This window comes from Longitalea luteola, from assembly GCF_017356035.1.
GTDB lineage: Bacteria > Bacteroidota > Bacteroidia > Chitinophagales > Chitinophagaceae > Niastella > Niastella luteola.
In genome coordinates this window covers 19129-32632 of the sequence record NZ_JAFIQX010000004.1, presented here as the reverse complement: position 1 = coordinate 32632, position 13504 = coordinate 19129, and the positions used below count along the sequence as shown (strand labels likewise).

At 47.1% G+C, this 13504-nt stretch carries 11 protein-coding genes; 7 read left to right on the top strand and 4 right to left on the bottom strand.

Features of this window, described 5'->3' with window-relative positions; genetic code table 11:
- Positions 1–56: 56 nt before the first annotated feature.
- Genes JUB15_RS11545 through JUB15_RS11525 form a run of 5 tightly spaced genes read left to right on the top strand, consistent with a single transcriptional unit; the run spans position 57 to position 5569 of the window.
- Positions 57–1037 carry a glycosyltransferase gene (locus JUB15_RS11545; protein ID WP_207512640.1) on the top strand — a complete coding sequence of 327 codons (981 nt, stop codon included), beginning with the start codon at positions 57–59 and terminating at the stop codon, positions 1035–1037.
- Complete coding sequence (locus JUB15_RS11540; RefSeq protein WP_207512639.1) at positions 1034–2365, top strand: glycosyltransferase family 4 protein; 1332 nt, start codon at positions 1034–1036, stop codon at positions 2363–2365. The genes JUB15_RS11545 and JUB15_RS11540 overlap by 4 nt, the downstream gene beginning before the upstream one ends.
- Complete coding sequence (locus JUB15_RS11535) at positions 2362–2946, top strand: D-glycero-alpha-D-manno-heptose-1,7-bisphosphate 7-phosphatase (protein ID WP_207512638.1); 585 nt, start codon at positions 2362–2364, stop codon at positions 2944–2946. The genes JUB15_RS11540 and JUB15_RS11535 overlap by 4 nt, the downstream gene beginning before the upstream one ends.
- Positions 2912–4036 carry a glycosyltransferase family 9 protein gene (locus JUB15_RS11530; protein ID WP_207512637.1) on the top strand — a complete coding sequence of 375 codons (1125 nt, stop codon included), beginning with the start codon at positions 2912–2914 and terminating at the stop codon, positions 4034–4036. Before JUB15_RS11535 ends, JUB15_RS11530 begins: the two co-directional genes overlap by 35 nt.
- Before the next feature lie 27 nt (positions 4037–4063).
- Positions 4064–5569: an MFS transporter gene (locus JUB15_RS11525; RefSeq protein ID WP_207512636.1), complete on the top strand. Its 1506-nt coding sequence runs from the start codon at positions 4064–4066 to the stop codon at positions 5567–5569.
- Positions 5570–5628: 59 nt separating this feature from the next.
- Here JUB15_RS11525 and JUB15_RS11520 read toward each other — a convergent pair whose 3' ends face one another.
- The 3 genes from JUB15_RS11520 to JUB15_RS11510 all read right to left on the bottom strand — a co-directional run bounded on the left by JUB15_RS11520 (position 5629) and on the right by JUB15_RS11510 (position 8782).
- Positions 5629–5844 carry a heavy-metal-associated domain-containing protein gene (locus tag JUB15_RS11520; RefSeq protein ID WP_207512635.1) on the bottom strand — a complete coding sequence of 72 codons (216 nt, stop codon included), beginning with the start codon at positions 5842–5844 and terminating at the stop codon, positions 5629–5631.
- 11 nt (positions 5845–5855) lie between these two features.
- Positions 5856–8117: a heavy metal translocating P-type ATPase gene (locus JUB15_RS11515; protein ID WP_207512634.1), complete on the bottom strand. Its 2262-nt coding sequence runs from the start codon at positions 8115–8117 to the stop codon at positions 5856–5858.
- Positions 8118–8221: 104 nt separating this feature from the next.
- Complete coding sequence (locus JUB15_RS11510; protein ID WP_207512633.1) at positions 8222–8782, bottom strand: helix-turn-helix domain-containing protein; 561 nt, start codon at positions 8780–8782, stop codon at positions 8222–8224.
- A gap of 129 nt (positions 8783–8911) precedes the next feature.
- Here JUB15_RS11510 and JUB15_RS11505 point away from each other — a divergent pair, with 129 nt between their 5' ends.
- Positions 8912–10228 (top strand): ankyrin repeat domain-containing protein, encoded by a 1317-nt coding sequence (locus JUB15_RS11505; protein WP_207512632.1) that lies wholly within the window; start codon positions 8912–8914, stop codon positions 10226–10228.
- A 135-nt stretch (positions 10229–10363) separates the two neighbouring features.
- Positions 10364–11959, top strand: a complete 1596-nt coding sequence (gene abc-f / locus JUB15_RS11500; RefSeq protein ID WP_207512631.1) for a ribosomal protection-like ABC-F family protein — start codon at positions 10364–10366, stop codon at positions 11957–11959.
- 408 nt (positions 11960–12367) lie between these two features.
- Here abc-f and JUB15_RS11495 read toward each other — a convergent pair whose 3' ends face one another.
- The gene (locus JUB15_RS11495) at positions 12368–13483 is read right to left on the bottom strand and encodes a thioredoxin family protein (RefSeq protein WP_207512630.1); all 1116 of its coding nucleotides are present in this window, start codon (positions 13481–13483) and stop codon (positions 12368–12370) included.
- Between the last annotated feature and the right edge of the window lie 21 nt (positions 13484–13504).

Sequence of the window (13504 nt, the reverse complement as noted above, 5' to 3'; positions counted from 1 at the left end):
GCGGCATTCTTTTTATGCTTTAATGAGAAGTTCAACATTAAAATGAGATCACCGTTATGACTTCAGTTGTACAACAATCAGAAAGGCTAAAGCTATTTACCTGGCATATTCACGGAAGCTATTTGTATTATCTTTCCCAATGTGGCTTTGACATTTATATTCCTGTCAACAAAGAGAAGAATGAAGGTTATTATGGAAGGGGCAAGACATTTTTGTTTGGCGATAATGTAATTGAAGTTCCTGCGGAAGAAGTAAGGGAACATCAATTTGATTGTATCCTGTTCCAGTCGGAAAAGAATTACCGCATCGATCAGTTTGAGGTATTGTCAGCGGAGCAACGTCAATTACCTGCTGTTTACCTGGAGCACAATGCGCCGGAGCCGCATCCGGTGAATTCATCACATCCATTGACTGATCCTGACGTGGTGCTGGTTCATGTTACCCACTATAATAAATTAATGTGGAAGAACAATGTTCCCCTGGTCAAAGTGATACAACATGGCATTACAGAACCCACACACAAATATACCGGTGAGTTGGAGAAAGGGATCGTGGTGATCAATCATATTAAGGAACGTGGCCGCATCACCGGCTGGGATATTTTTGAACAGGTACGGGCCGAAGTACCTGTTGATCTGGCGGGTATGGGCACAGAGAAATATGGCGGTTTGGGTGAAGTATTGTTTCCCCGGTTAACCGCCTTCACAACCCGTTACCGGTTTTTATTCAATCCGATACGGCACACCAGTTTTGGGCTGTCGGTGTGCGAGGCCATGATGGCAGGTTTACCGGTGGTGTCGCTGGCAACAACGGAATACGCCAATCTGCTCAGAAATGGCGAATCGGCATTCATCAACACTGATGTTGATGCGCTGATAGCAGATATGAAGCGGTTGTTGCAAGATCGCTCACTGGCAATCACTATGGGAGCGCAAGCCCGGCAAGTTGCCCTGGAACATTTTAGTATGGATCGGTTTACACGAGAATGGAACGAGGTATTTCAATTTGCGATTAATCATAAAAACGTGACGGTATGAAACGGGTTGCTTTCATCAGTGAACATGCTTCGCCCCTCGCTACGTTGGGTGGCATAGATAATGGCGGACAAAACGTGTATGTCGCCGAACTGAGCCTGGAGCTGGCTCGTAAAGGATACCATATAGATATATACACACGGCGCGACAATACAGCTGTTCCCGAAGTGGTTGAATGGAAACCCGGCGTACGGGTGGTTCACATCACTGCGGGCCCGCCCGAATTTGTTCCAAAAGAGCAGTTATTACAATACATGCAGGAGTTCACTTTTCAGATGCTGTTCTTTATGAGCCGCCAGGAATTGTATTATGAGATCATACACGCACATTTTTTTATGTCGGCCCTGGTGGCATCGAATATTAAAAAGACCACAGGCATTCCGTATGTTGTTACGTTTCACGCGTTGGGACTGGTGCGTCAACTGCACCAGAAGCAGCAGGACGGATTTCCGCCGGAAAGGACCATTATCGAAAAACATATCATCGATGACGCCAACCTGATCGTGGCAGAATGCCCCCAGGATAAGGAAGACCTGCTGGATCATTACTATGCAGATCCTGACAGGATCGTAATTGTGCCCTGTGGTTTCAACCCAAAAGAGTTTTACCCCATAGATAAAGAGGAGGCGCGGGAATATTTACGGCTACCAAAAAAGGATAAGATCATTCTGCAACTGGGCAGAATGGTGCCCCGCAAAGGCGTGGATAATGTGATCAGGGCATTGGGCGAAGTAAACAGGCATAACAGCAAAATAAAATTACTGGTGGTGGGCGGTGAATCAGATTCACCTGATCCGGCGTCTACACCGGAAATAGGCCGGCTGCAAGAAGTGGCGAGGGAAAGCGGCGTATCTGACCAGGTTACATTTACGGGACGTAAAGGCCGGTCGTTATTGAAATATTATTATGCTGCTGCGGATGTATTCATTTCCACTCCCTGGTATGAACCATTTGGGATCACGCCGCTGGAAGCAATGGCCTGCGGAACACCCGTGATAGGCTCCAATGTAGGCGGCATAAAATACAGTGTGGTGGATGAACATACCGGTTTCCTCGTGCCGCCGCGTGAACCCACTGCACTGGCAGCTAAAATAAACCTGTTGCTGAGTGATGCCGATCTGCATCGTACAATGTGTAAGAATGCCATTAAACATGTGCGCCATAGTTTCACCTGGAACAAGATCGCAGCATCCATGCACCAGGTATACAACCAGGTATTGACCGATGTGCATAAACCGGCCAAAGCGCCTGTTTTGCAAATGGTAACAGATCATACAGCATTGCTGAACCTGCTGAACCTGTTGCCTGGTTTTAAAAGTTCTGTAGTATGAACAAAGCTGTTTTTATTGATAAAGACGGTACACTGATCAAGGATGTGCCTTATAACGTTAATACCAACCTGATACAATTTGAAGACAATGCCATTGAAGCCCTGCGATCGCTGCAGGCACAAGGCTTCCAGCTGATCATCGTTTCCAATCAACCCGGAATTGCATTATCTTATTTTTCAGAAGAAGATGTGCAACAGGTATTTCAATTTATTAAGCATACATTATTGGAGAACGGCGTGCAGTTAAACGGTTATTATTACTGCCCGCATCATATCGACGGCAACCGCGAGCCTTACGCAAAGGCCTGCTACTGCCGCAAACCATTGCCCGGGATGTTATTAAAGGCGGCGATGGAAATGGATACAGACCTGGAACGATCCTGGATGATCGGTGATATTTTGAATGATGTTGAAGCCGGCAACAGGGCCGGTTGTAAAACTATCTTATTAAATAATGGTAATGAAACCGAATGGGTGTTGAACGAAAGCAGAACGCCCACGCAGCTGTGCAGCAACTGGAAAGAAGCTGCTGCTACCATTATTGAATATGTTAAAGCAACAACCAGTGTGGAACACGTGTAAAAAGATCCTTTGCATAAGAGCCGACAATATGGGCGACCTCATTATGACGACGCCCGCTTTAAAAGCATTGAAGGAAACGTTTCATTGTCATATAACCGTGCTTACCTCTACCCTGGCTAAAAGTATTACCAGTTACATTCCGGTAATAGATGATGTGATCATCCGCGATCTGCCATGGATAAAAGCTGATGCGGCTGCAGCGGGCGATGACCTGCTTGAACTTGTTAACGTGTTACGTGAGCTGCAGTTTGATGCAGCAATCATCTTCACCGTTTACAGCCAGAGCGCGCTGCCCGCAGCCATGCTGACCATGATGGCAGGCATTCCCCTGCGACTGGCATACAGCCGCGAGAATCCGTATGGCCTGCTCAGCCACTGGCTGCCTGATAAGGAACCTTATAGTTTTATTCAGCACCAGGTAAAGCGCGACCTGGCATTGGTGGCGGTCACCGGCGCTGCTACTGCAGATGACCGGTTACTGCTGACAGTAAGTAAGGCTGATATGCAAAACATGCTGGCCAAACTGCATCAGTTGCCGGTGGATCTTACAAAAGGTTATCTCATTTTTCACCCCGGTGTAAGTGAAGAAAAAAGAATGTACCCGGTGAGTGAGTGGATCACATTGGGAAAACTGGCAGCCAGTTACGGGCTGCCTATCTTGCTTACTGGTACGGCCAAAGAACGTGCACTGACGAGCGCCATTGCTGCTGGGATTGGCGATCATGCTATTGATACCGCCGGACTGTTTACCGCAGGGGAATTTATTGCGCTGGCCGATGGCGCCGCCGCCATTGTATCGGTCAATACAGCCACCATTCATATAGCTGCCGCCAGGCAAACGCCGGTCATAGTATTGTATGCGTTAACCAATCCGCAACATACACCGTGGAAGGTATGTGGGAAAGTATTTCCCTGGAATGTACCGGCCCGTTTGCAAAGTAAAAATGAAGTGATCGCTTATGTACGCAACAACCGGATGATCAGGGAAGCCGCGCTGCCCCAGCCTGCTGACATTGCCCGGGCTTTGGAATCATTATTGCAGAAAGGATCAAATATGCAGTACATAGCCCCTGATACCCTGATACTGTAATATTTAACAGTTTGAAAATGGATTATTATGTCATGGCGGCCTGAACCTATATTAACGGACAAGCAAGTACAACGTGGCATGAAGCTGGTGATCGGCGATGGACTGGCTTCAGAAGCGATGATCACATTTACCAGCGGCACTTTCCTTGTTGCCATGGTGTTGTTACTCGATGCCAATAATTTTCAGATCGGCTTACTGGCCGGATTGCCTACCATCACCAACGTTTTTCAGTTACTTTCCATTTGGCTGGTACGCCGCTACAATAACCGGCGGGCCATTGCAGTGATCTGTTCCTTACTCGCGAGAACGCCTTTGTTGATCATTGGACTGCTCATCCTCTTCTTCAAAAATATTCCGGTTGAAACGGTCATTTTTATCCTGTTCTTTCATTATTTCTTTGGGTCAATAGCAGGGCCCTGCTGGAATGCCTGGATGAAAGACCTCGTGCCGGAGAACCAGCTGGGTACTTATTTTTCACGCCGCACCAGCTACACCCAATTGCTGAACATCGTATTGGGATTAGCTACTGCCTTCATTGTTGATTATACCAAGAACCACCAGATAACTTCCGAATTGAATGTGTATGCCGGATTGTTCATTGCCGGCGGTATTGCCGGCATCAGCAGCGCCTTGTTCCTTTCGGCTACGCCCGAGCCGTTAGGAAAAGTGACCAGCGGTGATATCATCAGCATTCTGCAGCGGCCCTTGCGGGATCAAAATTTCCGGCGTTTACTGGTTTTCAACTCCGCCTGGGTATTTGCGCTGAATATTGCCACGCCGTTTTTTGTGGTGTTCATGATGAAAAAAATGGGGTTGTCTATTTCCTACATCATCGGGTTCACGATCATTAGCCAGCTGTGCAGTATTTTAACCGTTCGCATGTGGGGCCGTTTTGCCGACCGGTTCAGCAATAAGACCATTATAGCCATTTGTGCGCCGCTGTATATCCTGGTGCTGATCGGTTGGTGTTATGTGGGCATTTATACCAGGGAATACCTGAACCTGCTGCTGTTGCTGGTGATCCATGCGGGTACGGGCATCAGCAATGCAGGCATCAACCTGTCGCTGACGAATATCAGTTTGAAATTATCACCGGCCGAGGAATCAGTGGTGTACCTTTCGACCAAAAATATCATTACCGCTATTTTTTCTTTTATCGCCCCGCTATTCGGCGGTTACCTGGCCGATTATTTCAGTACCAGGTCCCTGTCGGTAGATGCGGCATGGAAAGGGCCCCAATGGCAGAAAGTGATCCACCTGCTGAGCCTGCATGAGTTCACCTTCCTGTTCCTGATCGCTGCCGGGCTGGCCTTTGTTGCTGTGGAACTGCTGGTGAATGTAAAAGAAACCGGTGAGGTAGCTAAAAATGTGGTCCGGCGGATGATCCGTAGTAATATTAAAAGTAACCTGCGCGAATATTTTTTGATCGGCCAGATCATCGATCTGCATGATGCGTTCCGCCAGCTTATCCGCAAACGGGTGGTGCCGCGCCGCAAGGAAAAGGTGATCAAAGAGACCAATACCGTTCCATAAAGTTTAATAGGAGTGCCACACTTATACCGCCATCGCAAGGAAAGTGTGGCACTCCTGTGTTAGCTTACTGTCTCTGCTTTATACCCCGCTTCCTGAAGCTTCTGGATCACGGTTGCTTCCTTCGTTTTATCGCCAGTATGAATGGTCAATACCTTTTCTGGTGATTGAAGATCTACCTGCCAGTTGTTCTCGCCTACTGCTTCATTTAAAAAGGGGGTCACTGTGGCAATACAGCCACCGCATTTAATGTTTGTCCTGAATTTTATACTTTCCATATGTGTTCAATTTATAATTTGGTTGTTTTTAATCGTAAACTATTGGTCACTACTGATACAGAACTTAGGGCCATGGCAGCACCGGCGATCATCGGGTTTAACAGGAATCCGTTGAATGCATATAATACACCGGCTGCAAGGGGTATACCAAGCAGGTTATAAATAAATGCCCAGAACAGGTTCTGCCTGATGGTGCGCACCGTTTTGCGGGAAAGCACCAGCGCCCGGGGAATAGATTGCAGGTCGGACGTGATAAGCGTCATTTTCGCTACGTCCATCGCAATATCCGAGCCCTTTCCCATGGCTATGCTCACATCGGCCTGCGCCAGCGCCTGCGAATCATTGATACCATCCCCTACCATGGCAACCACTTTGTTTTGTTGTTGCAGTTCTTTTATAAAATCCGCTTTTTCTGCCGGCAGCATGCCCGCTGTATAATGCGTTATACCGGCTTGCCTGGCTACCGCTGCGGCCGTTTGTTCATTATCCCCCGTGAGCATATACACTTCGATACCCATTTGCTGCAGTTGCTGTACGGCTTTAAGCGAAGTAGGTTTTATTTTATCTGCAATGGCTATAATGGCCAGCACCTGGTGCTGATCGGCAAAATAGATAACGGTATGGGCCTGCTGCTGTAAAAGCGAGGCGGCCTGCTGCAGGTCTTCCCCGATGCGTATTTGTCTTTCATCGATCAGTTGCCTGTTGCCCACATAATAACGGAGACCGTTATAGATACCTGTTACGCCTCTGGCGGTCAGGCTTTCAAAACCGGTTACCTGCGCCGCGCTGATCGCTTCTTTTTTTAGTTCGTTCACGACAGCTTCTGCCAGCGGGTGCTCAGACTTTACTTCCAGGCTGTAAAGGACCTGTTTTAAGGTGCTGCTGTCCTTTTCGCCGGCTGACCAGGTCATTTGCGATACTACGGGTTTGCCTTCCGTAATAGTACCAGTTTTATCCAGGATGACAGCATCTACTTTATAGCCGAGCTCAAGGCTTTCCGCGTCTTTTATGAGGATATTGTGCTCTGCTCCTTTGCCTATACCCACCATAATGGCGGTAGGTGTTGCCAGTCCTAACGCACATGGACAGGCAATGACCAGCACCGTTACGGCGGTTAACAGGGCATTGGTAAATGCATTGTCGCCACCCACCAGCATCCAGGTTATAAAAGTGAGTATGGAAATACCGATCACGATGGGTACGAAGATGCCGGCGATCTTATCGACCAGTTTTTGTACCGGCGCTTTACTGCCCTGTGCTTCCTGCACCATTTGTATAATGTGGGCCAGCATGGTATCGTTACCTACTTTTTCGGCCAGGAATTGAAAGCTCCCTTTCTGATTTACCGTACCGGCAAAAACCTTGCTGTCCTTTTCTTTTTGAACCGGTACCGGCTCACCTGTGATCATGCTTTCATCAACGTAGGAAGAACCGGCGATCACACTTCCGTCTACAGGTATTTTTTCACCGGGCCTCACGAGGATGGTATGTCCGGGTTGCACAGCCGAAACCGGTAATTCCTGTTCCCGGCCATTCATAATTACCCTCACTGTTTTCGGCTGAAGGCCCATTAGCTTTTTAATAGCGGAAGAAGTATTGTATTTAGCCCGTTCTTCCAGTAATTTACCCAAAGAGATGAAGGCGATGATCACTGCCGCTGCTTCAAAATATACATGCGGATGAATGCCACGCGCATGCCAGAAGCCGGGGTTAATGGTATTAAAGGCGCTGAATAAAAACGCGATCCCGGTACTCAGGGCCACCAGCGTATCCATATTCGCTTTACCATGACGCGCCTGTTTCCACGCATTGATAAAAAAGGAACGGCCAAACCAGGCCACTACTGGCAGTGTGAGCAGCATGGATATATAATTCCCGTAGGGCATATCCATAAAGAACATCCCGATGATCACTACCGGCACTGATAATACGGATGCCCAGATGGTTCGTTGCTGTAAGGCCTTGTAATGTTCCCGCTGCGCTGCTTCTTTTATTTCGTTGCTGTTGGCTTCGTCAATGACCAGGTCGTACCCGATGGAGCGAACCGTTTTCTGCAGGTCGGTAGTGGTAGCAATGGCAGGATCATATTCTACCCACGCGGTTTGATTAGCGAAATTAACGCCCGCATCCTTTACGCCTGCAGCCGATTTGAGCATCGATTCCACACTGATGGCACAGGCGGCACAGGTCATTTCCAGTACGGGAAATGTTTTCCTGACCGTACTTTGGCGAACTGTATTTTTGTTCTCCTTATCAATAGTTATAGCTGACATATAAAATCCTTTATACAAAGGTCCTATATGGTCAGCAACTGATCGTTATACAATTAAGCGGGGGATGTATATAATTTTAAGCATGGCCGTTAACAAAGCTATAACTATACCTTGTCTAAGGGTTTGCGCGTGTTCTCCTTTAATTCGCGGAACCGGGAAGGCGTTAAACCGGTCTCTTTTTTAAACTGCTGGGAAAGATGTTGCACACTGCTGTATTCCATTTGGTCGGCGATCTCGCTCAGGCTTAATTCATTATAGGTAAGCAGTTCTTTTACCCGCTCGATGCGCTGCCGGATGGTGTATTTTTCGATAGTTATACCTTCCATGGAAGAGAACAGGTTGGAGAGGTAATGATAATCCATTTGCAGTCTTTCCTCGAGAATGGCCGACAGCTTCTTATTGTTGCTGTCGTCATTCCGGTGAATAAGCGCGATAATGATATTTTTTACCTTCTCTACCAGCTTTTCTTTTCTGTCGTCGAGTAGTTCAAAGCCAATGGCCGTAAGGTTTTTATTCAGGGTATCCAATTGTTCAGGGGTAGGATCCTGGTCTAGCGCCACTTCGCCCAGATTCACACTATTATATGCAATGCCGGCACCGTCCAGTTGTTGTTTTATGGCCAGTATACAGCGGTCGCACACCATATTTTTAATATACAATTGCATAGTGCAAAGATACAGCTTAAAAAGTTGACAAGTTAATTAGTTAACAAGTTGACCAGTGATAGGTTCACAAGATGATGGTGGCAACAAAATCCTGTTTTTTTAATAAATTGTTATACTGAATGTAAAACTATGAATGAAGAACGACGCACGGCGTTCATAAAAGCGGCGATATGGCATGGTTCGCTCGAAGAAGCGGAGCAGTTACTGGCGGCACATCCTGAGCTGGCTACCTGTGATATTCACACGGCCGCGATTACTGCGCAGGTCGATGCTGTGCGCGAATTCCTGGCCGATGATCCGGCGAATGCTACGGCTGTGTCGGAACCATACGGCGGCAATGCATTGGTATATCTATGTCTTTCGATATACCTGCAACAGGATAAAACAAGAAGTGATGATTTTATGCAGGCGGCGCAGGCACTGCTGGAAGGAGGTGCAGATCCCAATGCGGGATTTACGGTGGAAGGCCCCTATCCCGGTTACGAAACGCCTTTATATGGGGCTGCCGGTGTGGCGCATCATGCAGGACTTACAGAACTCCTGCTCGCTTATGGCGCCAACCCGAATGATGAAGAAGCGGTGTATCATTCACCGGAAACTTACGATAATGAAGCTATGCAGTTGCTCGTAGCAACCGGTAAACTTACGCAGGAAAACCTGTCGATGATGTTGATCAGAAAGCTTGACTGGCATGATTACCATGGCCTGCAATACCTGCTGGATCATGGCGCCGATCCGAATGGCGAAAGAAAACGGGGCTGGCATGCATTACATCATTCATTAAAGCGCGCTAATGGATTACCGTTTGTAGCGCTGTTGCTTGAACGTGGCGCCGATCCTCTGCTGGCAAGTAATGGTTTCACCCCGGTTATGATGGCTGCCTGCGAGGGCCGTAACGATGTGCTGGAACTGTTTGCACAGAAAGGCATAGCTGTTCAGCTGGAAGGCGTATATCAATTGATCGCGGCCTGTGCCATGGACGATCCTGAAGCAATAGAAAAGATAGTGAGGGCATCGCCTTCACTTGTTTCGCAGGTATTGGCTATGGGTGGTGAACTGCTTGCCCGTTTCAGTGTATGTGGCAATGCAGCAGGCGTGCAGCAATTGCTGAACCTGGGCATCCCGGCAGACGCACCCTATCGCGCCGGCGATGGCTATTATGATATCCCCATCGGCAGCCTTGCCATTCATATTGCAGCCTGGCGCGGATACCCGGAGGTTGTTCAGGTATTCATCGCCGCCGGTTCACCGGTTGATGTGCCTGATAAGAACGGACAAACCCCGCTGGCGCTGGCAATAAAAGCCTGTGTAGATTCTTACTGGACGGAACGCCGTTCGCCGGACGCCGTTAAAGCTTTGTTAGCAGCCGGCGCTTCTGCCAATACGATATCTTACCCCTGTGGATATGATGCCGTTGATGCGTTGTTGGCCGCTGCAAGGAAATAAAAAAACTTTTTGTATCTTTGCGCTTCTTCTGATCCAAGGTTTATATAATGTAGTAGATAATTTCTTTCAAAATAACATAGATGGTGCACCGCAATGCGGTTGCTTATTGTTTGTTAACCTTATAAGAAAGAAATTATGCTTATTCTGCAGCATCTCTCTTACCTGCATCCCAATAAAGATCTGTTATTCGAGAACATCAATCTCACTGTTGCCCGCCGCGACAAAATGGCCCTGATCGGAAACAATGGCGCCGGAAAATCCACTTTGTTACGCATTATAGCCGGTGAATTAATACCGCATGAAGGTCAGCTGCAGGTTGATGCCACCCCGTATTATATACCGCAATTATTCGGACAATACAATAAGCTTACTGTTGCGCAGGCATTGCGAATAGATGAGCAGCTCATGGCCCTGCAGGCCATCCTGGCGGGTCAGGTAACGGAACGTAATCTTCAATTGCTGAACGATGACTGGACGATCGAGGAAAGGTGCCAGGAGGCGCTTCAATACTGGCAATTAAAGGACCTGGACCTGCACCAGCGCATGGAGACCCTGAGCGGCGGACAGAAAACAAAAGTATTCCTGGCAGGTATTCATATTCATAAGCCCGAATTGGTGCTGCTGGATGAGCCCAGCAATCACCTGGATCTAACAGGCCGGGAGCTCCTGTACCATTTTATCCAGGACACTAATTGTACGCTGCTCGTGGTAAGTCACGACAGGAAACTGCTGAACCTGCTTAACCCCGTTTGCGAATTAAGTGCCCGGGGCATAACGGTGTATGGTGGTAATTATGATTTTTATACAGAACAAAAGCAGATAGCCAGTAACGCTTTACAACAGGATATTCAAAGCAGGGAGAAAGCGTTGCGAAAGGCCCGGGAAAAAGAACGGGAGACCATGGAACGGCAGCAAAAACTGGATGCCCGCGGCAAACATAAACAGGAAAAAGCCGGCGTTGCCCGCATTATGATGAACACGCTGCGGAACAATGCAGAAAACAGTACGTCAAAGATCAAAAGCACCCATGCCGAAAAGATCAGCGGCATTAGTGATGAGCTGCAGGCATTGCGCAATGAACTGCCCGACATTGATAAAATGCAATTCGGATTTGATAATACTACCTTACATCGTGGAAAAATATTGTTTACTGCAAGCGGGATAAATTACGCTTATGGCGAGCAGTCATTATGGAACGAAAACCTGGACCTGTTGATCACCAGTGGAGAACGCATGGTGATCAAAGGATCGAATGGTGCCGGAAAAACGACCCTTATAAAGATCATCCTGGGCGAACTGGAGCCAGGCATTGGCACTGTGTACCGGGCAGCTAATAAATGGGTGTATATCGACCAGGATTATTCCCTGATCAACAACCAGTATACCGTATACGAACAGGCCTGTGCTTTCAATACCACGGCTTTGCAGGAACATGAGATCAAGATCAGGCTTAACCGGTTCCTGTTCACGAAAGAAGACTGGGATAAACGCTGCAGTTCACTGAGTGGCGGCGAACGTATGCGGTTAGTGCTTTGTTGCCTCACCATTGGCAGTCAGGCGCCCGATATCATTGTGCTGGATGAGCCAACCAATAACCTGGATATTCACAATATAGCTATACTCACCGCAGCGATCAACTCATACGAGGGAACGTTGATCGTGGTTTCGCATGATGAACATTTTATAGCGGAGGTACGGGTAGAACGTACGATTGAACTGGTGGCTAGCTGATAATGAAATGCTGGTTAAACAACAGTGAAAAAATGGATAACAATTTCTTGATCCGGATCACTTTTTAAAATGGTGTTTTAAACAATTGTAATCAAAACACTTAAAGAGGTGGGCTTGAATTTTGTTTCAAAAACTTACAATTGCAGTTGATAAAGTCTTTTATTTATTTCAATTACTTATTATATTTGATGACGCTGATCCAACCAGACATTTATCCGAAGATGGCCCCGTTTTGTCCGGTATCCTTATGATGATATCCAATGCCTGTGAAGAGAAACAGACCACTCTCTTTAGTGTAAATTATTAAACCCAAAAACCCCATATGTATGGGGTTTTTCGTTGGGTTTTCAGGGCTGGATACTGTTTTAAATGGCCGCTAACATTTTCTCATATTTATCAGCAGGCACATTATATTTCTTTGCTTTGGCAATGGCCAGGGAAACATATTTTTTTAAATCCTTCCAGGTCGCCGGCTGTTTTTAAGATATTGGCAGTGGCGGTAAGCAATTCAAAGCCTGTTTCAACGGTCATGGCTTTATCGGCCCATCCTTTAAGCAGTTGTGCATTGGCCGCTGTTATTTCTTTTTTTACAAGTAAGCTGTTGCAGAGGGAACCATAATAGTTCATATAGATCACCGGGTGTTCATTCATGAAACGGAGCAGGGCTTCATTGTCTTTGGCAATAGTGGTATAATAAGAAAATGCCACTATATGTTCAAGGATCGTCCAGTCTTCGGCGGGAAACAGTTTTTTCTTTTCCTGCAGGAATTGCCGGAAAGCCGCATCGTCTCTCAGCTTGTTCAGCTTTTTGTTTAATTGGGCGGTGAGGATACCGGATACTTTATTTTGCATCAGGTAGGCGCCGTATAACGCCTTGTAACGGCTGTAATTGTCGATCAGGTATTCTTCGACGGCAGTTTCGAGTTTGCCTGTGCGGAAAATGGACATGGCAACGGCTTCTGAGGTCCAGTCCTTTTGCGCTTTGATCCAGGTACCGGCGGCGGTAAAATCTGAGTTCCGGTTCTGCCGGTTGTAATATTGTTTGTAAAACTCGGGGTAGATATCAGTATAAGCAGGTGAGAAACCGGCCAGTACCTGCTTGTCGGCGATTTTTTGTTTAGCCGTTTGCAGTTCAGTTAAAAATTGTCCGGCATCTTTATAACCACTGAACATAGTTACGAGCTGGCCATTTGGATCGAGTACGAGAAAGGTTGGAAAACCAGAAATGCCATATTTAATGTTGATGGAGTCCCCTATCTTTTCCGAGAATACATCTACTTTAATGCCGATAAAATTGTCGGCCAGTTCTTTGCTGACAAGCCTGTTTGGAAATACTTCCCTGTCCATTTGGGCGCAGGGGTGGCAACCGGTAAAATAGCAGTCGATCACTACCGGTTTGTTTTCCGTTTTTGCTTTTTCCAATAAGGAGGCCCATGAGCCGGTATGGCTCCAGGCTGATGTTTCCTGCGCATAACCGGCGAAGGCTGCTGCACTGATGCAAACTGACAGTATTAGTTTTTTCATGATCATTATTTAATTTTAACG